Below are 22375 nucleotides of genomic sequence, written 5' to 3' on the forward strand. Positions count from 1 at the left end.
GTGATTGGATCTGTTGCGACTGACGGAGTACTAGCTTCGCGGCTTACGCCGCTCCCACAACATGGGCTGTGATCAGTAATGGATGACCGAGCGGATCGACTTGCCTTCGTGCATCAGGTCGAAGGCTTCGTTGATCTTGTCCAGCTCCATCGTGTGGGTCACGAACGGGGCCAGCTCGATATCGCCCTTCATCGCGTCCTCGACCATACCCGGCAGCTGGCTGCGACCCTTCACGCCACCGAATGCGGTACCCAACCACTTGCGGCCGGTAACCAGCTGGAACGGACGGGTGGAGATTTCCTGGCCTGCACCGGCCACGCCGATGATCACGCTCTGGCCCCAACCACGGTGGGCGCATTCCAGCGCAGCACGCATCACGTTGGTGTTGCCGATGCACTCGAAGCTGTGGTCCACGCCCCAGCCGGTCATTTCGACGATGACCTGCTGGATCGGCTTGTCGTGATCCTTCGGGTTGACGCAGTCGGTGGCGCCGAACTGCTTGGCCAGCTCGAACTTGGACGGGTTGGTGTCGATGGCGATGATGCGACCAGCCTTGGCCTGGCGCGCGCCCTGGATGACAGCAAGACCAATGCCGCCCAGGCCGAACACCGCGACGCTGTCGCCTTCGGCGACCTTGGCGGTGTTGTGCACGGCACCGATGCCGGTGGTGACGCCACAGCCCAACAGGCAGACGTGTTCCGGGTTCGCTTCAGGGTTGACCTTGGCCAGCGACACTTCGGCGACCACGGTGTACTCGGAGAAGGTCGAGCAGCCCATGTAGTGGTAGATCGGCTCGCCGTTGTAGGAGAAGCGGCTGGTGCCATCCGGCATCACACCCTTGCCCTGGGTGGCGCGTACGGCGGTACACAGATTGGTCTTGCCACTCTTGCAGAACAGGCACTCGCCGCACTCAGCGGTGTACAGCGGAATAACGTGGTCACCGGCCTTCACCGAGGTGACACCTTCGCCCACTTCAACCACGATGCCGGCGCCTTCATGGCCGAGCACGCACGGGAACAGACCTTCCGGATCATCACCGGACAGGGTGAAGGCATCGGTGTGGCAGACACCTGTATGGGTGATCTTGACCAGCACCTCGCCCGCCTTCGGCGGTGCAACATCGATCTCGACGATCTGCAAAGGCTGGCCCGGACCAAAGGCAACGGCGGCACGTGATTTCATGGATTTTCTCCTGCGGGAATGACGAAGGACGGCGCAGGGCGCCGCCGGACTATTTGAGATAGGAACGGATCAGGCTGGACATCTCGGCGACACGCGCTGCGCGCTGCGCATCAGAGCGCGCCGGTTGGCCGAACTCCTCGCGCAGGTGCGCCTCCATCACCTCGGACATCAGCCCGTTGACCGCCCCACGGATGGCCGCGATCTGCTGCAGCACCGGATTGCAGTCTGCCCCGGCCTCCAAGGCACGCTCCAGCGCATCGCACTGGCCACGGATGCGTTTGACCCGGGCCAGGACCTTCTTTTTCTCTTCGGGGGAATGCGGCATGACGACGCCAATATCCTGTACTGGGGGATAGTATATTTTGGCATTCCTGGAAAAGCCAATCGGGCTGCCTGCAACCCGGATGGTGCGGCCATGGCCCTTGCGCGCTCCCAGTTCATGACCGGGGTTTCTGCACGTTATTGGCTGCCTTGATCCACCGGTGCAGGCCCGCAGAGTAAGCCCATGCGAACCCGCCTTCCCGACGTGCGTTCAGCTGAAGCACGTCACCAACCGCTGCGCCAGCCACGACCCCAGCCTTACCGCAAAAAACTGGATGCGTCCCCGGCAACTCAAGTAGTCTTGGCCCGACAATCGAGACCTCACCCACTTGAGCTGCCAAGCCGACAAAAGCCCCGACCTTCCCTTGAAGGTGGCCATCACCGAAGACGATGCGATGCTGCTTGAACGCGTCCTGCTTCCTGGCCTGCGTGACTATGGCTTCAAGGTGGACGGCTTCAATGACGCCGCCGACCTCTACCGCGGCCTGCTGACCGAGAAGTTCGACGTTGTGATCCTGGACATCGCCCTGCCGGGCGAGGATGGCCTGAGCATTGCGGCACACCTGCGCCGGATCCAGCCCGGGCTTGGCCTGATCATGCTGACAGGCACCGAAAGCAGGGACAACCACCTTCAGGCGATGCTCCGCGGTGCTGATGCCTACCTTTCCAAACCGGTCGACATCGACATAATCGCAGCCACCTTGCATAGCCTGTCCCGCCGCCTTGACCGCGCCCGGCAAGGCGCGACCGGTAGCAACACCGAGAGCGGTGGTGAGCGCTGGACCTTGGTATCTGACGACTGGTGTCTCGTGCCTCCGTCCGGCCGAATCATCGCGCTGACCACCCCGGAGCGATCACTCCTGGGCCTGCTGAATGCCAACCGCGGGCAGACCGTCGAAAAGGAACGCTTGATCGAGGCATTGACAGACAACGCCTCCGACTTCGATCCACACCGCCTGGAAGCCCTGGTACACCGGATCCGCCGGAAAGCCACCAGCGCGGCTCCCGAGTCGCCACCATTGCCGCTGCTATCCGTCCGTGGACAGGGTTACCTGCTCGCCAACTGAGTCCAGGGTAGCTCCCGGCAGGTCTGCCAACGGAAGGAATATCTTCACCACGCTTCCCTGCGGTTGTCGCGCAGCAAGCTCAACCCTCCCGCCAGCTTCAAGAACCATGTCCAGCACCACCGACAATCCCAGTCCCGTCCCCATGCCGATAGGCTTGGTGGTGAAGAAAGGATCGAATGCTCGTGCCCGCACGGCATCCGTCATGCCGTAACCGTCATCCGCCAAGGCAAGTGAGACCCACGCTCCGTCTTCCCGCGCGGCCTTGATCTGGAACGTACCCGCACCGGGGATCGCGTCCCTCGCATTGGCTGCAATATTGAGGACGACCAAACCAAAGCGGTCTGCATCCATGCGAACTGGCAGGGCCTCGTCACTGCAGTCGAGCTGCAGTTGCACGCGCCCACCAAAAAGCTGCTTCAGCATTGGCGAGAGTTCCTGCAGCGAAGCACGCGCATCGAAGACCTGCGGACGTGCCACATCCTGCCTGCTGAAATTCAACAGCTTCCTGCTGATCACCAGCCCTCGCTTGGCAGCGAGCTCAACGTCCTCCAACGCACCATAAAGCGCTGTGGCCCCCTTGTCTGCAAGCCGCTCACGCTGCGCGGCCTGCCCCAGAACGATGCCCAGCACGTTGTTGAAATCATGTGCCACGCCACTGGCGAGCCTACCCACGGCCTCCATCTTCTGGGCATGCACGAGTTGCTCGCGAGTACGCTCCCGTTCCGCCACTTCCTCCTGCAGACGGGTGTATGCCAGTTCGAGTTCCTGACCACGGGCATTCGATTCGTCCAGGCTGATGCGCAATGCAGCCACGGTGCGATCCAGCGCGATCGCGATGATCAACCAGATCCCGGCCAACGATATCGCCTTGCCGAAACCTGCGACCGAGGCCACTCCGCCGCCCAGCGTCGCCCGCAGATAGTCCGCGATCAAGGTCGCAGCCAGAATGGCAACACACGTTGCCAAGGTGATCCACAACGTCCGCCGCCCCAGCACCAGACCGGAAAGCGCCAGCAGGATCATCGGCATCGGATCAAACCGCAGGCCGAGCATTCCCGTTGTGGTGTAGATGACAGCCATGGACAACAGCACCGCGCCAAGGAACAGATGCATGCCGCGCCGGAACCGCCCCGTTCGAATCAGCCAGACAGCGGCCCACACTGCCGATGTCATCAACACATCGGTCGCCAGATCGGCAAGCATGGCACTACGCGCGGGCAGATCAGCCGACCAGCGATCACTCAGCACTGCATAGAGATAAAGCGACTTGTTGAGCGGAATGAATATCCCAAGGAAGATCAGCAGTATCTGCAGGAACGGCGCGTTACGCCGGTCAACCGGGTCCTGCAGCGGAATATTGGAAAGCCAACGCTGTACCGGCCTGAGAAGAAATACCTGTTTGATAACGAATCTCCCGGCACCTGGTTCACGCACGGACCAGCACCCGCTGGCTTCCGCACCCTGTTGGCATTCCTCATCGTTTCTCACCCGTGCTGGTGACAATCGATGCGTGTATTCCACGACCTGCTTTTGTAGCTTAGGTCCAAGACCTCCGTCCCGTCGCGATGGAGCAGCCCACACGAGGAACAAGGCTTACCACGGAGAACGATGCCTCCATAGCTTGGACGCCGCAGCTGAATACTGCCTCATGCAATGTACGCAAACCAGCGCCTGCCAAGGACGCCGGCAACCTTCTCCAGGAACTCAAGGTCTGTCGCGCCCGAGATGTCCAGACGCTGCCTGATCAACGCAGGAGGCACACCCAGCGCAAGTGCCAGGGAATGATAGGAAGCAGCCTTTCCTATCATCTCGTTCAGAAGAATCACCTTCAGGGATTCACCAAATGACAAGCGAGCAGCAATCTCGCCGCGCGGCTTGGCACGCGGCAACGGAACAGGGCGGGACGCGGCCGTGCGCTCGCGCACAGCCAGCCTCAAGGCAGCGTTGATTTTCTCCTCCGGGCCGGAAGAACCCGTTATGCATACCTCCGGCCAGTCCGCGAGCTGGAGCTGGAAGCTGACGGGAGTTCCAACCGTCCTTACTGGGTAGATAAGCATATGCCTCGCCACATTCATGGATACAGGTTTTCTGCTCTGAATCGACAATACCGCTGGAACCAAGGCGCCCCGACACTGACTTTCCAACCGCAATAGCACACCCACACTCTGGACAAACGCGGGAAACCCGACCGGATGACGCACCCAAGCATCGATCAACTGAAAGCCCTGAGTGACTCTTTGAACGATGTTTCGCTGGACGCAAATGCTCGAATTCAAGTCCTTCAGAAGATCAGGCAATTAGCCGCCAACCTGTACATCAACGGCTTGCAGGACCCCAGCGGCTGCAGCGACCAGATCGATCTGATGGTGCTTGAAGCAATTGAAGCTGCACTACTTCCGTTTGAACACGAGTGCCCAGCTCATTCCAAAAACAATGCGTTCCCCGCTACGGAATATAGCCAGCCTTAACACCGGGATCACGCATGCTTTCTCATGAAACCGGTGATAAATGGTGAGCATCCAAACGCAACCACGCAGTATCAAAAGCCAAGCGAACCGCGTCACCTGCAACAGGAAATCGCAGCTCGAAAGCGGTGAAGGAACAGAAGCCCCCCTTGCCTAAAATGACCGAACTTTCATCCAGCCATGCCGAAAAAGTCCCGTCTAGCCAACGACACGCACCTGCTCATTGACAGGATCAAACAACGACTTCCGGAAGTTCAGCAGGCAGATGCAATCACCTCGGCACTGCTTGCAGATGTTGTTGCGCACCTGCATAGCGCTCTTGTTGCAGGCCATGCCGGGCAATCGATTGCGCCTTTGCGCGTGAGAACCCTGCACGAGCTGCAGCCTGTGCTGAAGGCGCTTAGAGAGCGCTGCATCCAGGAAGCTGCCAAAGCCACCCTGGGCGCTTCCGCAGGCCGGTGGTTGAGCGACCCGGATGCCGCAACAGGCACCAGCCGGCTGGAGGTTTCCAAGCAAAGTCGCGCGCAGCTTTTACGACTGCGCGCGGTATTGAGCAGCACCAGAGCCAGTCTCCACCGCAGTTGAAGCAGCAGGCGAAGCCAAGCGTTCCATCTATTGCAGCGCCGCCAGGAATCGTGGGCCACCACGAATCCATACCCGAGCCGAAGCACGTCTCCAGATCAAAGGACCATCACCATGACTGACCATTCCCTGAAAAACAAAGTCGCGGTCATCGCCGGCGGCGGCAAGAACCTGGGCGCCTTGGTGGCCCATCAGTTTGTAGATGCGGGAGCGCGCGGAATTGCCATTCACTACAACAGCGACTCATCGAAGAAGGAAGCGGAGAAAACCGCCGCCGAGCTGATCGCCAAGGGCGCCGACGCCATCCTGTTCCAAGGCAACCTGGCCGTGGTGGCCAACAACGTGAAACTGTTCGAACAAGCCAGATCGCATTTCGGACAGGTCGACATTGCCATCAACACCGCCGGTGTCGTGATCAAGAAGCCAATCGCGGAAATCACCGAGGCAGACTACGACAAGAGCTTTGACGCCAATGCCAAGGCCGCGTTCTTCTTCATCCAGCAGGCGGGCCGCGTGTTGGCTGACGGCGGGAACATCGTAACCATCGTCAGCTCGTTGCTGGCTGCATACACCCCCTTCTATGCAATCTATCCCGGCAGCAAGGCCGCGGTTGAGCATTACACACGTGCCGCTTCCAAGGAATTCGGCGAGCGGGGAATCTCGGTCAATGCGATTGGGCCGGGACCGATGGATACCCCCTTCTTCTATGGCCAGGAGCAGCCTGACGCAGTGGCCTACCACAAGTCCGCGGCCGCGCTGAGCAAATTCAGCAAGACCGGGCTTACCGATATCGAAGACATCTCCCCCATCGTCAAATTCCTGGTAACCGACGGCTGGTGGATCACCGGCCAGACGATCTTCGCCAACGGCGGCTACACAACGCGGTAAGTCCTTCGCCGGTGGTAGCCATGGGCAGGGCGCGATTCGCTTTCGGCGTAGCGTCCTGCCCCGCCACCGATGTTGCGACATAGGTGGATCCAGGACCCGTAACGATCTCCAGTGACACTCCCATGGCCAACAGATTCCAATCCATCCTGGATGCCCAACAGCTGCATTTCCTGAGCGACGCGACCAAGTCGCGCGCCTGGCGCATTGATCAGCTTGATCGTATGGAGCGCATGCTGTGCGAACATCAGGACGCCTTCTGCGCTGCACTCCATCAGGACTTCCGCAAACCATCGTTCGAGCAACTGTTCGAGATCACCGTGCCGCTCGGCAACATCAGCTACTACCGGGAGAACCTCACCGAGTTGATGAAGCCACGCAAGGTCGAGATTCCCTCGGGATTGCAAGCCACCGGGAACAGCGGCCTGATCCTGAAGGAGCCCTATGGCCCAACGCTGGTGATAGGTCCATTCAACGCCCCCATCCTGCTGCTGCTCGACCCGGCCATCGCAGCATTGGCGGCGGGAAACCCGGTGGTGCTGAAGCCGGCCAACGCCACGCCGGCCACGGCCGCCCTGTTCCAGCGACTGATACCGGAATACTTCGAATCCGAGAACGTCGCCATTGTCAGCGGCGGGCGCGAGGAGATCACGGCCTTGCTGGAACTGCCGTTCGATTTCATCTTCTTCACCGGTAGCTCCGCCGTCGGCAAAGTGGTCATGCGGGCGGCCGCCGAGAACCTTACCCCGGTGATCCTGGAACTGGGCGGACAGAATCCGACCATTGTCGACGAGACCGCCAATCTCGACATCGCCGCAGACCGGATCGCCTGGGGACACAACGCGATATCAGGCCAGTGGTGCATCGCGCCTGGATACGTCTACGTGCACGAGAGCGTGGCCGACGCATTCATCGGCAAGCTCAAGGCTTCCATCGTCAAGATGTACGGCATCGATCCGCAGCAAAGCCCGGACTTTGCCCGCATGATCAGCGAACACGAAACGCAGCGGGTGGCGTCCTACATCCTGCCCGACAAGGTGGTGCATGGCGGGCGCTCCGACATCCCGGGACGCTATCTGGAGCCGACCGTCCTCTACCCGTCGAGCTGGGACGATCCAGCGCTGCAGCAGGAGGTCTTCGGTCCGGTCCTGCCGATCCTGCCCTATACCGAGCTGGCAGAGATCGTTGGCATCATTAAGCGCAGACCCAAGCCGCTGGCCGCTTACATCTTCAGCAAGCGCCAGGCCCATATCGACTACGTACTGGGCAGCCTCTCCTTCGGCGGCGGCTGCGTGAACCAGACCAACCTGCACTGCTGGATCGACAGCCTGCCTTTTGGCGGTGTTGGCTACAGCGGCATGGGCAAGTACTACGGCAGGGCTGGGTTCGATGCCCTGAGCAACACCAAGGCCATGCTGATCGGCAATCCCGACCTTGAGCTCGATGTGTTTCCACCGTATGGCGGCAAGGATGTCGCCGGAAATCTGAGCGTATTCTCCTCATCAGGCACGCGCAGCCAAACCGTGCCAAGCCTGGCCACGCCTGAACTCAATTCCCGGGAGAGATGAGCATGCACGTCGTTCTGGTAATCATTGGTGGACTGGTTCTCCTCGGCCTGTTTGTTCTGTTCGGCTGGCTGTGGGCAGCCACCACGGCCGGCATGGCAGTGGCAGCCAAGCTCTTCATCCCGGTCTGGCTGGTAATTGCAGGCATCAATATGTGGGTTGGTATTACCCATGCCGGGTACAGCTTCCGTGAGGAGTTGCCGATCCTTGTACTTGTCTTCGCCGTACCGGCAATTGCCGCCTGCGTTGTTGCCTGGCGGTTGTCGCTGTCATGAAGCCTTCGACTGGCGACATGGCTGGCGCCCAGTTCCCCGGCCATCCCCTGTTGCGCCGCCGCGACGGCCACCATGCGCGGGTGACCTATGAAGAACTGTTCTTCGACCTGGTCTACGTATTCGCGGTGACACAACTCAGCCATGAGCTGCTGCACAACCTCAGCGCTGCCGGCTTGGTTGAAACGCTGATCCTGTGGTTCGCGGTGTGGCTGGGCTGGCAGTACACCTGCTGGGTCACCAACTGGTTCGACCCGGAGACGCCGCGCATACGCGCCCTGATGTTCGTGACCATGCTGCTCGGGCTGGTGATGGCCGCCAGCATCCCCATGGCATTCGCCGATCGGGGACTGGTGTTCGCGGGCGCCTATGTGGGGATGCAGGTAGGACGAACCGCCTTCATCGCCTTGCAACTGCCCGCAAGCCATCCGCTGGCGCCCAATTACCGGCGCATGCTTGGCTGGCTGCTGATCTCGGCGGTGTTCTGGCTCTCCGGGGCGATGGTCCAGCACGAGGCCCGCGCATTGCTATGGGTGGTCGCGATTCTTTGCGAATACGTATCGCCGATGTTCGGTTTCGCACTGCCCGGAATGGGCCGCTCACGCACACGGGAATGGACCATCGAGGGTGGTCATCTCGCCGAGCGCTGCCAGTTGTTCGTGATTGTGGCGCTGGGCGAAACCCTGCTGGCCAGCGGCGCGACACTGGCCAATGCGGCCGAATGGGACGCGCCGGTGGTGCTCGCGTTGCTGGCCACTTTCGTGGGTACCTTGGCCATGTGGTGGCTGTACTTCGGCACATCAAGCAAGGATGCGACCAACGCGATCTTGCATTCGGACGACCCCGGCCGCATCGGCGCCTACTTCCACTACGTGCATGCAATTCTCATCGCAGGCGTGATCGCCTCGGCAGTGGGCAACGACCTGGTACTTGCACATCCGCATGCCCATCCGGCCGCCGCGCAGGTCGCGATCCTGTTGGCAGGACCCGCCATCTACCTACTGGGCAGCGCCGCTTACAAGCGAATTGTCTACGGGACGATGCCGGTGTCCCACCTGGTTGGCGTGCTGTTGCTGCTGGCGCTCGTGCCGGTAGGACTCCGCGCCGACATGTTGATCATGGGTTGGCTGACCACGGCGGTCGTGCTGATCGTGAGCTTCTGGGAAGCACGTCTGTTTCAGGAGCGGCGCGGCAACGTACAGCAGTGAAACAGCAGGAGCTCGTGCGCCGTACTTGTCCACGGCTGTCTTTTGCACAGGACACGCAGCCCCGCGCTCTGAATATGGAATCTCAGACGTTGCGCTGCTTCGCCGGCTGCGAGCAGCGAGCCCACGGATTTCCATCATCGCGAAGAGCGCGCGCCGCCACCGCCGCTGCCTTTTGCAGCTTCTCGACTCTGTGCGAACTCCGGAAAGGTATCTTCCAGAGAATCCTTGTCTGGCAGGATGTAGAAGATACCGCCACGCTCGAAGGTCGAACTGATGATCTGCTCGTAGAACCCGGGCGAGACGTTGATGCAGCCATGGGTGACGCGATTGTCATCCGGCGTAGGTGATGCAAGGCGCTCGACGCGACGCTCGGCTGGCACGCCGGTCGCGGTGGGATGGATGGAAACCGCGGACTCATAGTCCACCCACAACACACGGCCTGCATCGATGGACGGACCAAAGCCGCCTACGAAGCGACCTGCAGGCGTGGTGCGATCACGACCGGGAATCTCGCGCAGCGCGAGTCCGGCGACGCCGGGTGCGGTGTGATCACCGGTTGCCGACCCGAACAGACCGGGTGTAGCACCGCGCAGCTTGCCATCTCCGCCAAACACCAATATCTGTGCAGCGGCCTTGTCCATGATCGCAAACGGGTAGCCCTGGTTGTCCTTGCTCGCGACAACCCAACCGGCAAGTTCAATCACCGTGTCGGAGACCTCCTGGCCTGGCGGCAGCTCATCAACCGCGGCAGCCGGTTGCGCGACAGCATCCTCTGCGCTGGCCACGCCGATGCTCCCGAAAGCCAGCGCCATTACCAATGCGCCACAGGCGGCTCGGATTGCAGGGTTTGTATGCGTACGGATGGGACGGTTCCTTCAGAAGACGGTCTGACGTATGGAAACCAGTGGCCCACAAAGGCCACCGGGTTCCTTTTCAACTACTCGACTCAAGGAGTCGTTACGAAACGTGCTCGAGCGGACTAACCGCGCGGCGTGCGGCGGGGAGCCCTTTCGAGTTGCTGGACGCGACCTTCAATCTGGTCCAGCCGTTGGTTGGCTTGCTGTGCGGATTGATTGGCGGATTCGGCACTCTGGGCCGCGCCCTGAACGCGCGTGTCGAGCTGATCGAGACGTGAGTTGATCCCTGCGAATTCTTCTTTGTAGGTTGCGCAGGAAGACAGGCTTGCGGCAGCGACAATCGCAACACCGAGCGTACGAGCCATCACCATTGTTTGCTTGGTCACTAACATTCCAATCCCTCCTTCGTGTGGGGAATCAGGAATATAACTGCGTTTCCGGTGAGGTCGTCATCCGGTTTCATGAAGCGTTGGAACAGGTGCAAGGAGCGTGAAGAAACTGCCGCCATCGCAACCGCAGCTCGAGTCATTCGACCGGCAATGGAACCGGCTGTATAGCTGCGATTGCCTCGCCTTGCGCGCAGTCAGCTATCAAAACCGAAGTTGATTTTTTGATCTGGAATTAACGAGAGAATCTTCAGCGCTGGATGCAATGAGAGCTTCAAATTCCCAATTCATCTACAAGCCCAGCAATGCATCAGCGTGCGGATCTTCTTCGCCACAAAGCAGCCGCGCCCACCAGCAATGGCAGGATCGTCAGCAGGAAGAAGAAGAGGTCCCAGCTCCCTTCAACCACCAGCATGCCGATCAGGCCAAGCATGCTCAGGATCGCCAGCAGCGTGATCGCGACAATGGTGTGCTTGCCGGTCATGGCGCCAGCTCCCTGGTCTTGCTGCGCACGGTCACCTTGCGCTTGCGCCGTCGGTCCCACCACAGCCATGCACCATTGAGGGTGATGAACAAGGTCAACCAGGTGCAGGCGGTCCACAATATCTTCAGCGGCATGCCACCGTAGTCACCGAAGTGCAGCGGCTCGGACAGCGTGATCGCCTTCAGGTACCACGGCAGTTCGGCAGTCCCCGCCACCTCGCCATTGGCGGCATCCACCAGCACCACCCGCACCAGACGCTCGTCGAGCCCGCTGCCGCCGATCAGAACGGTGTAATGGCGGGGCGTGGAAAAGTCTGTGCCCGGCCATAGTATCGAGCTGACCTGCCAACCTGTTGGTGCGGCAGTCAACGCCGATGCAAGCGCGTGGTCGGCATCGATGGGCGGATGACGCGGATCGACGGGCGCACCCGTATGCATGCTCTGCACGCGTGCAAGCTGCTGCTGCGACCACAAGCCGGTTGCCAGCGTGCCGAAGCCGAGCAGGAAGCCGGTAAGGCTGACGGCGAATGCCCAGCCCAGCACGATCGCGCCGATGGTGTTGTGCAGGTCCAGTTGCCGCAGCCGCGGCCCCTTGCCCCGCCGCAACAGGCCGAATGCCACCTTCTTGGCATGCGGCCAATACACCACCAGCCCGGACAGCAACGACACCAGCACCAGCAACGCGAAGAAGGCGCCAAGCAGCTCACCGAACGGCCCTAGGAACCACTGCGCATGCAGCTCCAGCAGGAAGCCGGTCAAGGTGGTTCCATCGCCTGCACTGGCATCGATGCGTTCGGCGGTAGCCAGGTCGGTGAACTGCAGCTTCGCCCGCTCGAAACCGCTGTCACCGTGCGGCACTGTGTTGAGGAGCAGCAAGCCCGGGTGGTGATCGGCATCAAGGCCGAGGTAGATGATTTTCTCATCCGGGCTGGCCGCCAGCACCGCATCCACCGACTCGGCCAAGGGCCGCTGCGAGGCTGACAGGCCCGGCGCGGCCGGCATCACGCCCATCGCTGCATCGATCTCTTCGTGGAAGATCAGTACCGTGCCGGTCAGGCACAGCACGAGGAATGGCAGCGTTGCCAACAGGCTGCACCAACGGTGCAACCACAGGTTCAGACGATAGGTGCGGGAAGTGCCTGTCACGTAGGTAGGGCTCGTTGCTGCGGGAGATCACGATGCATGCCGCCATCCGGCACCTCTGCCGGATGGCGGTGCGCAGTCAGAACGTATAGCGGACGTTGACGGTGGCGTTGCGCGGCGCCTGCCAGAACAACTGCATGCCGTCATCGGTCGGCGCGAAGTAGGCCTTGTTCAACGCATTGCCGATGTTGAGCTGCGCCGACCATTGCGGGCTGAACTGATAACGCGCCATCAGGTCGACGACGGCGTAGGACGGCTGTTCCAATGCCGGAATGCCCAGCGCCTGGGCCGCCGGCTGCCAGGCAAAGGTGCTGCTCTGCCAACGCACGCCGCCGCCCACGGTCAGCCCCTGCAATGCGCCCTGCAGCTGGTAGCTGGTGAACAGGTTGAACTGCTTGCGCGGGATCACTGTGTTCACATCGCTGCCATTGGCCTGCTCAGCCTTGAAGCGGCTGTAGCCGGCGCTGAGCTGCCAGCCTTCGAGGATCTCGCCGACCACTTCGGCTTCAAAGCCCTTGCTGACCGTGCCGTCGATACCGACATAGCTCGAGCGCATCGGGCCGCTTGGGTTGGACGGATCTTCCGGCACCTGCCCGGCGTACTTGGCGACGTTCTCCTGCTGCATGCGATACAGCGCCAGCGTGGCGCTGAGGCGGCCATCCAGGAAGGCGCTCTTCAAGCCGACTTCGTAGGTATTGCCTTCGATCGGCGACAGCAGGCGGTTGCCTGCATCGCGGTAGTTCTGCGGTTGGAACACGCTGGTGTAGCTGGCATAAGCGGAGAGCTGGCGATTGATGTCGTAGACCAACCCTGCATAGGGCACGACTTCGTTGTCCAGCGAATAGCTGTTGGCCGGCGTCTTCAGGTCGACTACCTTGTAATCGATCATGCGCGCGCCGAGGATCAGCTTGAGCGGATCGGCCAGCGAGAAGCGACCCACCGCGTACACCGCGTTCTGCGTGACCTCGCGCTTGTTGTAGTTCTGGCGGGCGATGAAGCTCGGCAACGGTGCGCTGCCGTTGTAGTCGTAGACGTTCGGCGTGGTGGCGATGGTGACACTGCCCGGCGCACCGTCGGCCACTACCCGCTCCTTCCAATGGTCGTAGCCGACCAGTACTTCGTGGTGACGACCGAACAGGTCGAAGCCGCCATCGACGCGTGCACTGGCGGCATCCTTGTCGCTATCCACCCAATAGACACCCGCATAGCCAGGTACCGGGAACTTGTAGACGAAGCCCGGCATCAGCTCCATCGCCATCACCGATTTGCCGTTGCTCGGGTCGATCGGGTACGGATAGAACAGCGCCAGCCTGGATTCGGATTCACGCTGGCCACGACTGACGCGCACGCTGGCCTTCCAGTCGGCGTTGAAACTGTGCTCGGCATCGATGAACCAGTTGCGGTAGCTGCTGTCCCAGTACGACCAGTCCGGCGAAGTGTTGAGGCCGCGATGCAAGCCACTGATGCGCTCGACCTTGTCATCGGCGCCCAGCGCCCAGGCAGGCGCACCGCCCCAGCTCGGGCTGTCGGTATGGTTGTCCTGCTGGCTGATGCCGGCCGCGATCAGCGTGTTGTCGCCGATGTCCTGTTCTAGCGTGGCGTACACCACATGGCTGCGGTTGCGCAGGCGGTCGATGTGGCTGTCGCCCTCGTCGTAGTCGGCAGCCACGCGCATGCGGGTAGAGCCACTGGGCGACAGCGGCCCGCCAAGGTCGACGGTCACGCCGCGCTTGTCCCAGCGGGCGTACTCGACGGCGGCATTGCCGGTGAACTCACGGCTGTCGGCCTTCTTGCGGATCAGGTTGATCACCGCCGATGGGCTGCCGGTGCCGACCATCAGGCCGTCAGAGCCGCGCAGCACCTCGGCGCGATCGTAGATGGCGGTATTGCTGAGGATCTCGCCGGCGCTCCACTGCTCGTCGATGGTGGTGGGCACGCCGTCGATCAGGTAGCTCTCGATCTTGGAGCCGCGCGAGAACATGCTGCCGCGGTTGCTTTCGTAGCGGCTGATCGACAGGCCGGTGGTGTGCTCGACGATGTCGGCCAGGTTCTCGATCCTGCGGTCTTCCATCATCGCCGAGGTGATCACGCTGACCGACTGCGGGGTTTCGCGCAGGTCCAGGTTCAAGCCGGTGGCGGTGCTGTTGCGGGCCAGGTAGGTGCCGTTGACCTGCAGCGCTGCCAGCGTCGAGGTCTGCGGCGAAGCGGTGGCTGCCGGTGCGGCGGTGCTGCCAGCAGGCGCGGCTGCACGCCGCTGCAGAGTGACGCGGTCACCTTCGATACGCCAGTCCAGTTCGCTGCCTTCCAGCAGCGCATCCAACGCTTGCGGCACGCTGTAGCTGCCGTTCAACCCCGGACTGCGCTTGCCAGCGGTCAGTTCGCCGGCGGCAGACAGGAAGATGCCCGCCTCGCCCGCGAAGCGGTTCAGCGTGCTGGTCAGCGGCCCGGCCGGGATCGCGTACGACCTGGCCTGCTGCAGGCTGGTCGAGGCCTGCTGCGCGCTTGCCTGCTGCGGGGCGAGGGTGGCGACGGCAAGGCCAAGGCAGACCGCCAGTGTCAGCTGTCGGCGGATCGGCGCCAGGGAGTGATGGAGGCGATGCATGGATTTTTCTCGAACGTGGGGACAGGAAATGGAGTGCTTTCCCTGTTGATCGGACGAGGGCGGAAAAAGGGGAACCACTTTCTGAAAAAAAATCGTCCCCGGCTCGCCCCGGCATCAGCACGCCGCCGCAGCCGGTATCAGTGCCGCGGTTGCAGCGTCGTCCACCACGGCAAGCTGCGGCTTACGCGCACCGGCAGGCTGCGTTCGAGCATGGCCAGGGCAGCATCCGGGTCATGCAGCGGGAACACGCCTGCTACTGGCAAGCCGGCGATCTCCGGCGCAACGCCCAGATGGCCGGGCCGGTAACGCGACAGCTCGGCAACCAGTTCGGCAAGCGGCATCTGGTCGGCCATCAGGATGCCGCGAGTCCATGCATCGATGCCCGGGTCGGCGAATTGCGTCGGGCCGATGCCGGCAGCATCGACGCGCAGCCGTTGCCCGGCCTCGACCACGCTGACCAGACCCGCCGCGCTTACCTTCACCGCGCCTTCAAGCACGGCCAAGTGCAGCGCCTGCGCCTGCAGACGCACGTTGAAGCGCGTGCCCAGCGCACGCAGCCGGGCCACGGCGGTTTCGACCACGAAGCCGCGCCGCGCGTCGGCTGCGGTCTGCACAAGGATCTCGCCTTCATGCAGCTGCAAGCGACGCAGCTCGGGGCTGTAGTCCACGTCCAGCGCACTGCCAGGGGCAAGCCAGACACGGCTGCCGTCGGCGAGGCCGGTGTCGCGGATCTCGCCGGTAGCGGTGCGGTAGTCCGCGGTGCGCGCCGACCATTCGTGGCGGATGCGCGGGTATTGCCAACCGATGACGCCAAGCGTGGCCAACGATGCCAGCCCCGACAAAACGCGACGACGGCTGCTGCTCACCCGACGCGCCGCCTTCAGACCCGCATCGGCTGCCCCGCGCTGATGCTCGCCGCGCAGGGGCGCGAACTGGCGGCTGACCGCTTCCACCTGCGCCCAGGCGCGGGCATGGCTGGGTTCCTGCAGCCATTGCCGCCAGCGTGCCTGCTGCTCGGCATCGTCCTCGGCATCAAGCAGGGTGGCGTACCACCAGGCAGCCTGCTCCAGCGCGGCGTGATCGGCAGCGGCGGAAGGCGATGGCATGCCTCAGCAACCGTTGCCGGCTTCGAGCAGCACACAATGCAACATTGCCCGCGCCATGTATTTCTTCACCATGCGCTCGGACACCTGCAGGCGCTCGGCGATCTCGCGATAGCGCAGGCCATGCAGCTGCGACAGCACAAAGGCAGAGGCAACCTTTTCCGGCAAGCGCTCCAACATCGCACTGACCCTGCACAGGGTTTCGATGACGATGGCGCGGTCCTCGGCGGACGGCTCCACTGCTTCTGGATGCGCGGCCAGGGCGTCCAGCCACGCCTCCTCCACCTCGCGCCGCCGCCACAGGTCGATGCACATGCCGTTGGCCATCGTTCGCAGGTACTGGCGCGCCTGTGGCGCGCTGGCCAGCGGCACCGGCCGCGTCAGCAGGCGTACGAAGGCGTCCTGGGCGAGATCGGCAGCATCGGCGGCATTGCCCAGCCGACGCCGAAGCCAACTGCTCAGCCAGCCATGATGGTCGGCATACAGGCTTTCAATCTGTCGATGTGCGGTGAACTCGATTGCAGCCACGGACCCCTGCCCGGCACACGGAATTCCTCTGTGACGAGGCCGTTCCGTTAATGAGAATGGTTCGCATTATGGACAAGCCAAGGACTTGGCGCAAATCGCCGCTGCTGACCAGCAGACGTTCTTCGGGGCGTAGATCCGGCCTCAATCATTGCCGCATCGGAGTGCCGCGAGGACAGCTGGCCTGAGCCACTTCTGCTTGCCAGCGCCCGCACAGCCGAACGCAACCCTCTATCGCTGGGTCAACCCGCGCAGCATCAGCTCCAATGCGCCCGTGCATTTGCGCAGCCGCACGTCGCCGTCCGTACCTTCGGCGATCCAGAACGCCGCCTCGGCAAGGCTGCCGTAGATCAGCGATGCCAGGGCCTGCGCATCCACCTCGTCGATTACGCCCTGGCGAACGAGGTCTTCGATCAGTCGCTGCATCGAATCCACGCAATGCCGCTGCGAATCCAGCGTCGCTCCGCCCAGCACCGCACGCGCGTCACGCAGGACGATGCGCTGGATTTCCGGCTCCAGCACCATGTCCAGGTAGGCGCGGCAGCGCTGCTGGAAGCCCAGCCAGGGATCGGTGGCGGCGTTGCTGATGGCCTGCAGCCGGGCATCCGTCTCTGCATCGATCTGCTCGACCACGGCTGCCAGCAAGCCTTTCTTGTCGCCGAAATGGTGATACAGCGCGCCACGGGTCAGGCCGGCCTGGGCGGTGAGATCGTCCATCGATGTATCCGCATAGCCGCGTTCGGCGAACACTCGACGGGCTGTGGCCAGCAATGAGGCGCGGGTGGCCTCCATTTCAACGCGGGTACGACGGACCAAAGCGGACTCCTTTCATACGAATCGTACGTTTATTTACATTCACTGCGTATGTATGTAGGCTTTTTACATACACCTCGTATGTATTGTTGCGGCCTGCCTCTGCCTTGGCAAGCCGCAGCCTTTTGGAGACCCCCAATGGCCAGCGCCTACCGCACGCTCTTTTCTGCACCCGGCTCCGCCGCCTTCACCCTCGCCGGGCTGCTGGCTCGCCTGCCACTGCCGATGACCGGTATCGGCATCATCACCTTGTTGGCACAGCTGCGCGGCAGCTATGCCTTGGCCGGCGCGGTGTCGGCGACCTTCGTCCTGAGCTATGCGCTGGCATCGCCGCGCGTCTCGCGCTGGGTCGATCGCCATGGCCAGGCAAAGGTCTTGCCGCTGGCATCGGCGGCAAGTGCTGTGGGCATGCTGCTGATCGTCCTCGCCAGCCATTGGCAGGCACCGGATTGGTTGCTGTTCGCCGGGGCTGTGCTGGCCGGATGCATGCCGAGTATGTCGGCGATGATCAGGGCCCGTTGGACCGCCCTTTACCGTGGGCAAGCGCAGTTGCAGACGGCGTACTCGCTGGAAACGGTACTTGATGAGGTGAGTTTCATCGCAGGGCCGCCTTTGGCTATTGGCTTGTGCGTTGCCTTGTGCCCGCAGGCCGGCGTGCTGTGTGCCGCGGTGCTGCTGGCGATTGGCACAGCAATGCTTGCCTTGCAGCGGACAACCCAGCCGCAGCCCGATGCGCTTCCTGCAAACAGCGTTTCCCAATCGGTGATCGCAATCACCGAGGTGCGACTGCTTGCACTGCTGATGGTGGCAATGGGCGTGATCGTTGGCACCATAGACATCACCAGCGTGGCCTTCGCCGAACAGCACGGTCAACCCTTTGCCGCCAGTCTCGTACTGTCTGCCTACGCAGTAGGTTCCTGTGCGGCTGGGCTGGCGTTCGGCGCGCTGAAACTGAAAGCGCCCCTGCATCAACTGCTGCTTCTGGGGGGCGCGGCGACAGCACTTACCACCCTGCCCTTGCTGTTGGTAACGAGCCTGTCCACGCTCGCAACAAGCGTGTTGCTGGCTGGCGTGTTCTTTGCGCCCACGATGATCGTGGTGATGTCGCTGGTCGAGCGCAGCGTGCCGCCGCAGCAGCTCACCGAAGGCATGACCTGGCTGCTGGCCGGACTGAATGTTGGCGTTGCGCTCGGCGCCGCAGCAACCGGGCAACGCGTGGACGCTGCAGGTGCCGAGGCGGGCTTCGCCGTGAGCGCAGTCGCTGGTGCAGCGGTGCTGCTGTTGTCGATCTGCGCTGCCCGACGCCTGCATCCCTGCCTGCAGCAATCCACCAACGCCTGCTGACGGCAGACCGACCTTTTCAATCTGGAACTCATCATGCAAACCCACTCTTCCACGGCAACGGCCGTGGCCCATCCGTGGCTGGCAGTTGTAGCTGTCGCGCTTGCGACCTTCTCGGTTGTGACCACGGAAATGTTGCCGGTCGGCCTGCTCACTCCAATTGCCCAGGATCTTGCTATCAGCGCCGGCAATGCAGGCCTGCTGATCTCCGCGCCAGCGTTGCTGGCGGCACTGTTCGCACCGATGGTGGTGATCGCCGCCGGCGGTATCAACCGACGCAGGATCCTGTGCGGTTTGCTGATGCTGCTGGTAGTGGCCAATGCCGCATCCGCACTGGCGCCGAACATGGCGTGGATGCTTGCAGCCAGGTTGCTGGTTGGCGTGTGCATGGGCGGGATCTGGGCGATTGCAGGCGGTTTGGCGATACGACTGGTCGTCGCGCAACGCGTGGGATTGGCCACCGCCATCATTTTTGGTGGCGTTGCAGCAGCCTCGGTGCTGGGCGTGCCGCTGGGCGCGTGGATCGGTGAATTGTTTGGATGGCGTCAGGCATTCGCCGGCATGGCATTGCTGAGCACGCTGGTGTTGCTGCTGCATGTTGCGGTGATTCCTTCGCTTCCCGTCATCGCATCGATACAGCTGCGTCATTTCGCGGGGCAACTGCGCAATCGCCAGGTGTTGCTCGGGCTGGGTTTGACGCTATTGCTGGTTACCGGTCACTTCGCGGCGTTCACTTACGTGCGACCGCTGCTGGAACTGGTCTCGGGAGTGGACACCGCCTGGATTGGCGGCCTGCTGCTGGCCTATGGCATCGCCGGCATCGTCGGCAACTTCCTGGTCGGTCTGATTGCCCCGCGCAATGTATCGGCAGCGGTGATCACCATTGCAGCAGGCCTGCTTGCCACCTCGATCCTGCTTCTCTCCGTCGGCGATGCGCCCCTGCACGGAGGCCTGCTGCTCCTGCTATGGGGCCTAGCCTACGGCGGTGTATCGGTTGGACTGATGACCTGGATGATGCAGGCAGCAGCAAAACCGGGGTCAGAGTCGGGTTTCGTTCCGAAACCCGACTCTGACCCCGGTTTAGCCATAGAAGTGAACAGCGCGCTGTACGTGGGCGCCTTCAATGTCGGCATAGCGCTGGGCGCATGGGCAGGAGGTCGTCTGCTCGACCAGGCTGGCCTGGGCGGGAATCTGTCGGCTACGGCAGTGCTTGCAGCGACCGCTCTGCTGTTGTGCATCGCTTCGATGGTTTGCGGTCGACGCTGTTGAGGCTAGCCGGGGAAACCGGGGTCAGAGTGGGGTTTCGTTCCGAAACCCCACTCTGACCCCGGTTTCCCACCCCGGTTTCCCCGGCTTCCCACATGACTTTCGACAGGGATGCATGGTGTTATACCTAACTATAGTATCAACACACCGAATGAAGGCGGCACTGCATCGACGAACGATCGGCGGCTCGTCCTTCCAGTATGACCAGCCAACCCAACACAGCTTGCAGGGGACAACGAATGCGCACAGGCAGATTGAAGGTGTGGGCTTTGGCGGCACTGATGATGACTGCCGCAACAGCCCAGGCAAGCGACGCAACGGTAAACCGCGGCAATTACCTGCTGAGTGCCGAGCAGTCCGGAACAGGGCCTGTCACCGTGGTGTTCGAGTCGGGCTTCGGCCAGGACAAGGACGTATGGAAAGAGGTGATCGCAGCGCTGGGCCCTGGCTATCGCAGCATCACCTACTCCCGTGCCGGGCTTGGCAAATCGAGCAGCGATGGCAAGACCAAGGATATTGATGCCCACCTCATCGACCTTGGCGGCGTTATCGATGATCTGGGCAAGGGACAGAAGATAGTGCTGGTTGGGCATTCGTACGGAGGGCTGCTTGCCACCGAGTTCGCTCGTCGCCATCCGCAGCAGTTGCGCGCGCTTGTCCTCGTCGATCCGGCGACGATCAACCAGCGACACGCGTTCAAACAGGCTGATGCAAGCCGCGTACTCGCCGACGACGCAACGCTGCTGGGCATGCTACCGCCGACGATGGCGGCCGACTATCGAACACTGATCTCCCAGCTCGATGCCGCCGACGTGCATACACCGCACACCATGCCGGATCTACCGGTTGCCTTGCTCACCGCCACCCAGATTGCCGATGAGCCGTTCGTCTTCGAGGAAACGGCTATGGGAAAGTCACTGTGGAAGGCGCAGCACGCTGCATTGTTCTCAGGCTTCTCCCGCGGCACCCATCGCTATTTCGCCACTGGCCACAACATCCATCGCGAGAATCCGGCTGCGGTAGCGGACGCGATCAAGGACATTGCTGACTGAAGCCAAACCGGAGCAAAACCGGGGTCAGAGTCGGGTTTCGAAACGAAACCCGACTCTGACCCCGGTTTTGCTCGCACCTTCCATGGATACCCGAAAAACGATGAAGAGACTGCTCACCATCCTGCTATGTATCCCCGTACTTGCGCTCTCACAAGGCGTTTCTTCTGCACCGGTGACATCGCAACCAATCCAGGCAAAACGCCTTGATACCTTCCTCGATCGTATCGAGAGCAACAACGGCGGCATCGGTAGCGTGTCCATTTTCAAGGGCGGTCGCGAGATCTATGCCAGGAGCTTCGGGCAGCAGAACCTCCCCGGTGTTACCCGTGATGCGGACAGCAAATACCAGATAGCGTCAGTGACCAAGATGGTCACCGCAATCCTCGCGTCCAAGCTGATCGAGGACGGGAGATTGAGCCTGGATGACAGCCTGTCCAGCTATTTCCCCGCTATGCCATCAGCGCAGAAAATAAGCATCGCCAACCTGCTGGGACATACAAGTGGTCTTGGGAACTTCGCGATCAGGAATGGTGAGGTCTGGGTAGTTGATCCGCAGACTCAGGATCAGATCCTGGAAGAGATAGCGACTCAAGGTATTGCATTCGAGCCGGGTCAGCGCGTTGCCTACTCCAACTCAGCCTACTTCCTGCTGCGCATGATCATCGAACAAGTCCATGGGCGTGCCTACCATGACATCGTCGCGCAGGAAATCGCAGCACCGCTCGGCCTGCGGAACTTCGCTTCCACGGGCTCCCATCCAGGCAACACCTTCAAGTCCTATGCCTTCTCCGGAGAATGGCGGGAGATCAAGGACATCGATTACTCCAACGTAATCGGTGTCGGTGATATCGCAGCCACCACACATGATCTGAATTTACTGATCTCCGGCCTGTTCGAATACAAGCTCGTGCACAAGGAGACGTTGCAACAGATGCAGCCAAAGTTTGGCGGCAGCGGCTGGGGACTAGGGCTGGCTGAGTTCACGTACGGAGATGACCACTTCCTCGGTCATGGTGGAGACGTCCTCGGCTCTCATTCGCGCGTCATCTACAACCCCGAGGATGATGTGGCGATTGCGTACTCCACCAATGGGGAACGCATTCCGACCAACGTATTTCTGGAAGCGATCGTTGATCTTGTCTACGGCCGTGAGGCGGTGTTTCCGGCTATCAAGTAGGCGAAAAGCTGGGTCAAAACCTGGGCAAAACCGGGGTCAGAGTGGGGTTTCGTTCCGAAACCCCACTCTGACCCCGGTTT

General features: G+C 61.9%; 23 protein-coding genes. 11 read left to right on the forward strand and 12 right to left on the reverse strand.

Annotation, left to right across the window (positions count from 1 at the left end):
• Positions 1-72: 72 nt before the first annotated feature.
• Both Q5Z11_RS16550 and Q5Z11_RS16555 read right to left on the reverse strand, forming a co-directional pair.
• Positions 73-1182: an S-(hydroxymethyl)glutathione dehydrogenase/class III alcohol dehydrogenase gene (locus Q5Z11_RS16550; RefSeq protein ID WP_303747404.1), complete on the reverse strand. Its 1110-nt coding sequence runs from the start codon at positions 1180-1182 to the stop codon at positions 73-75.
• Between the two features lie 49 nt (positions 1183-1231).
• Positions 1232-1507, reverse strand: coding sequence for a metal/formaldehyde-sensitive transcriptional repressor (locus tag Q5Z11_RS16555; protein ID WP_282268719.1), 276 nt, complete (start codon positions 1505-1507; stop codon positions 1232-1234).
• 325 nt (positions 1508-1832) lie between these two features.
• On the opposite strand from Q5Z11_RS16555, the gene Q5Z11_RS16560 reads away from it, so the two are divergent.
• On the forward strand, positions 1833-2570 hold the full coding sequence (locus Q5Z11_RS16560) for a response regulator transcription factor (protein ID WP_303747405.1): 738 nt from the start codon (positions 1833-1835) through the stop codon (positions 2568-2570).
• On the opposite strand, the gene Q5Z11_RS16565 is transcribed toward Q5Z11_RS16560, so the two are convergent.
• Positions 2532-4091 carry a sensor histidine kinase gene (locus tag Q5Z11_RS16565; RefSeq protein ID WP_303747406.1) on the reverse strand — a complete coding sequence of 520 codons (1560 nt, stop codon included), beginning with the start codon at positions 4089-4091 and terminating at the stop codon, positions 2532-2534. The two genes, Q5Z11_RS16560 and Q5Z11_RS16565, sit on opposite strands and share 39 nt — an antisense overlap.
• Before the next feature lie 125 nt (positions 4092-4216).
• Positions 4217-4627 carry a hypothetical protein gene (locus tag Q5Z11_RS16570; protein ID WP_303747407.1) on the reverse strand — a complete coding sequence of 137 codons (411 nt, stop codon included), beginning with the start codon at positions 4625-4627 and terminating at the stop codon, positions 4217-4219.
• Positions 4628-4762: 135 nt separating this feature from the next.
• Between Q5Z11_RS16570 and Q5Z11_RS16575 the strand changes: the two genes are divergently transcribed.
• From Q5Z11_RS16575 to Q5Z11_RS16600, 6 genes are all read left to right on the forward strand, one after another.
• Positions 4763-5038 carry a hypothetical protein gene (locus Q5Z11_RS16575; protein WP_303747408.1) on the forward strand — a complete coding sequence of 92 codons (276 nt, stop codon included), beginning with the start codon at positions 4763-4765 and terminating at the stop codon, positions 5036-5038.
• 177 nt (positions 5039-5215) lie between these two features.
• Positions 5216-5620, forward strand: a complete 405-nt coding sequence (locus tag Q5Z11_RS16580; protein ID WP_303747409.1) for a hypothetical protein — start codon at positions 5216-5218, stop codon at positions 5618-5620.
• A 111-nt stretch (positions 5621-5731) separates the two neighbouring features.
• Positions 5732-6505 (forward strand): SDR family oxidoreductase, encoded by a 774-nt coding sequence (locus Q5Z11_RS16585; protein WP_303747410.1) that lies wholly within the window; start codon positions 5732-5734, stop codon positions 6503-6505.
• A 122-nt stretch (positions 6506-6627) separates the two neighbouring features.
• Entirely contained in the window at positions 6628-8070 is a 1443-nt protein-coding gene (locus tag Q5Z11_RS16590) for an aldehyde dehydrogenase family protein (RefSeq protein WP_303747411.1), read from the forward strand.
• The gene (locus tag Q5Z11_RS16595; RefSeq protein ID WP_303747412.1) at positions 8067-8342 is read left to right on the forward strand and encodes a hypothetical protein; all 276 of its coding nucleotides are present in this window, start codon (positions 8067-8069) and stop codon (positions 8340-8342) included. Before Q5Z11_RS16590 ends, Q5Z11_RS16595 begins: the two co-directional genes overlap by 4 nt.
• The gene (locus tag Q5Z11_RS16600) at positions 8339-9547 is read left to right on the forward strand and encodes a low temperature requirement protein A (protein ID WP_303747413.1); all 1209 of its coding nucleotides are present in this window, start codon (positions 8339-8341) and stop codon (positions 9545-9547) included. The genes Q5Z11_RS16595 and Q5Z11_RS16600 overlap by 4 nt, the downstream gene beginning before the upstream one ends.
• Positions 9548-9681: 134 nt before the next feature.
• On the opposite strand, the gene Q5Z11_RS16605 is transcribed toward Q5Z11_RS16600, so the two are convergent.
• The 8 genes from Q5Z11_RS16605 to Q5Z11_RS16640 form a co-directional block, all read right to left on the reverse strand.
• On the reverse strand, positions 9682-10359 hold the full coding sequence (locus tag Q5Z11_RS16605) for a hypothetical protein (protein ID WP_303747414.1): 678 nt from the start codon (positions 10357-10359) through the stop codon (positions 9682-9684).
• A 167-nt stretch (positions 10360-10526) separates the two neighbouring features.
• A complete protein-coding gene (locus tag Q5Z11_RS16610; RefSeq protein ID WP_303747415.1) occupies positions 10527-10796 on the reverse strand; it encodes a hypothetical protein in 270 nt (89 codons plus the stop codon).
• Between the two features lie 304 nt (positions 10797-11100).
• On the reverse strand, positions 11101-11274 hold the full coding sequence (locus tag Q5Z11_RS16615) for a hypothetical protein (RefSeq protein WP_303747416.1): 174 nt from the start codon (positions 11272-11274) through the stop codon (positions 11101-11103).
• Positions 11271-12419, reverse strand: a complete 1149-nt coding sequence (locus Q5Z11_RS16620) for a PepSY-associated TM helix domain-containing protein (protein WP_303747417.1) — start codon at positions 12417-12419, stop codon at positions 11271-11273. Before Q5Z11_RS16620 ends, Q5Z11_RS16615 begins: the two co-directional genes overlap by 4 nt.
• Positions 12420-12495: 76 nt before the next feature.
• Positions 12496-15018 (reverse strand): TonB-dependent siderophore receptor, encoded by a 2523-nt coding sequence (locus tag Q5Z11_RS16625; RefSeq protein ID WP_303747418.1) that lies wholly within the window; start codon positions 15016-15018, stop codon positions 12496-12498.
• A 137-nt stretch (positions 15019-15155) separates the two neighbouring features.
• Entirely contained in the window at positions 15156-16124 is a 969-nt protein-coding gene (locus Q5Z11_RS16630; RefSeq protein WP_303747419.1) for a FecR domain-containing protein, read from the reverse strand.
• Between the two features lie 3 nt (positions 16125-16127).
• Positions 16128-16649 (reverse strand): sigma-70 family RNA polymerase sigma factor, encoded by a 522-nt coding sequence (locus tag Q5Z11_RS16635; RefSeq protein WP_303747420.1) that lies wholly within the window; start codon positions 16647-16649, stop codon positions 16128-16130.
• Between the two features lie 228 nt (positions 16650-16877).
• Positions 16878-17462 (reverse strand): TetR/AcrR family transcriptional regulator, encoded by a 585-nt coding sequence (locus Q5Z11_RS16640; protein ID WP_303747421.1) that lies wholly within the window; start codon positions 17460-17462, stop codon positions 16878-16880.
• A gap of 135 nt (positions 17463-17597) precedes the next feature.
• Between Q5Z11_RS16640 and Q5Z11_RS16645 the strand changes: the two genes are divergently transcribed.
• The 4 genes from Q5Z11_RS16645 to Q5Z11_RS16660 all read left to right on the forward strand — a co-directional run bounded on the left by Q5Z11_RS16645 (position 17598) and on the right by Q5Z11_RS16660 (position 22295).
• Entirely contained in the window at positions 17598-18803 is a 1206-nt protein-coding gene (locus Q5Z11_RS16645) for an MFS transporter (protein ID WP_303747422.1), read from the forward strand.
• Positions 18804-18836: 33 nt separating this feature from the next.
• Positions 18837-20069, forward strand: coding sequence for an MFS transporter (locus Q5Z11_RS16650; RefSeq protein ID WP_303747423.1), 1233 nt, complete (start codon positions 18837-18839; stop codon positions 20067-20069).
• A 236-nt stretch (positions 20070-20305) separates the two neighbouring features.
• Entirely contained in the window at positions 20306-21118 is an 813-nt protein-coding gene (locus Q5Z11_RS16655; RefSeq protein ID WP_303750074.1) for an alpha/beta fold hydrolase, read from the forward strand.
• Between the two features lie 100 nt (positions 21119-21218).
• The gene (locus Q5Z11_RS16660; protein ID WP_303747424.1) at positions 21219-22295 is read left to right on the forward strand and encodes a serine hydrolase domain-containing protein; all 1077 of its coding nucleotides are present in this window, start codon (positions 21219-21221) and stop codon (positions 22293-22295) included.
• Positions 22296-22375 lie beyond the last annotated feature (80 nt).

Source organism: Stenotrophomonas sp. 610A2 (genome assembly GCF_030549615.1).
Classification (GTDB): Bacteria; Pseudomonadota; Gammaproteobacteria; order Xanthomonadales; family Xanthomonadaceae; genus Stenotrophomonas; species Stenotrophomonas pigmentata.

Excerpts from the sequence above, each read along its gene's own strand:
- Q5Z11_RS16550 (WP_303747404.1), bottom strand. The coding sequence starts at position 1,182 with ATGAAATCACGTGCCGCCGTTGCCTTTGGTCCGGGCCAGCCTTTGCAG.
- Q5Z11_RS16655 (WP_303750074.1), top strand. The coding sequence starts at position 20,306 with ATGCGCACAGGCAGATTGAAGGTGTGGGCTTTGGCGGCACTGATGATG.
- Q5Z11_RS16555 (WP_282268719.1), bottom strand. The coding sequence starts at position 1,507 with ATGCCGCATTCCCCCGAAGAGAAAAAGAAGGTCCTGGCCCGGGTCAAA.
- Q5Z11_RS16595 (WP_303747412.1), top strand. The coding sequence starts at position 8,067 with ATGAGCATGCACGTCGTTCTGGTAATCATTGGTGGACTGGTTCTCCTC.
- Q5Z11_RS16575 (WP_303747408.1), top strand. The coding sequence starts at position 4,763 with ATGACGCACCCAAGCATCGATCAACTGAAAGCCCTGAGTGACTCTTTG.
- Q5Z11_RS16590 (WP_303747411.1), top strand. The coding sequence starts at position 6,628 with ATGGCCAACAGATTCCAATCCATCCTGGATGCCCAACAGCTGCATTTC.
- Q5Z11_RS16585 (WP_303747410.1), top strand. The coding sequence starts at position 5,732 with ATGACTGACCATTCCCTGAAAAACAAAGTCGCGGTCATCGCCGGCGGC.
- Q5Z11_RS16660 (WP_303747424.1), top strand. The coding sequence starts at position 21,219 with ATGAAGAGACTGCTCACCATCCTGCTATGTATCCCCGTACTTGCGCTC.
- Q5Z11_RS16615 (WP_303747416.1), bottom strand. The coding sequence starts at position 11,274 with ATGACCGGCAAGCACACCATTGTCGCGATCACGCTGCTGGCGATCCTG.
- Q5Z11_RS16650 (WP_303747423.1), top strand. The coding sequence starts at position 18,837 with ATGCAAACCCACTCTTCCACGGCAACGGCCGTGGCCCATCCGTGGCTG.
- Q5Z11_RS16580 (WP_303747409.1), top strand. The coding sequence starts at position 5,216 with ATGCCGAAAAAGTCCCGTCTAGCCAACGACACGCACCTGCTCATTGAC.
- Q5Z11_RS16605 (WP_303747414.1), bottom strand. The coding sequence starts at position 10,359 with ATGGCGCTGGCTTTCGGGAGCATCGGCGTGGCCAGCGCAGAGGATGCT.
- Q5Z11_RS16570 (WP_303747407.1), bottom strand. The coding sequence starts at position 4,627 with ATGCTTATCTACCCAGTAAGGACGGTTGGAACTCCCGTCAGCTTCCAG.
- Q5Z11_RS16610 (WP_303747415.1), bottom strand. The coding sequence starts at position 10,796 with ATGTTAGTGACCAAGCAAACAATGGTGATGGCTCGTACGCTCGGTGTT.
- Q5Z11_RS16630 (WP_303747419.1), bottom strand. The coding sequence starts at position 16,124 with ATGCCATCGCCTTCCGCCGCTGCCGATCACGCCGCGCTGGAGCAGGCT.
- Q5Z11_RS16645 (WP_303747422.1), top strand. The coding sequence starts at position 17,598 with ATGGCCAGCGCCTACCGCACGCTCTTTTCTGCACCCGGCTCCGCCGCC.
- Q5Z11_RS16625 (WP_303747418.1), bottom strand. The coding sequence starts at position 15,018 with ATGCATCGCCTCCATCACTCCCTGGCGCCGATCCGCCGACAGCTGACA.
- Q5Z11_RS16600 (WP_303747413.1), top strand. The coding sequence starts at position 8,339 with ATGAAGCCTTCGACTGGCGACATGGCTGGCGCCCAGTTCCCCGGCCAT.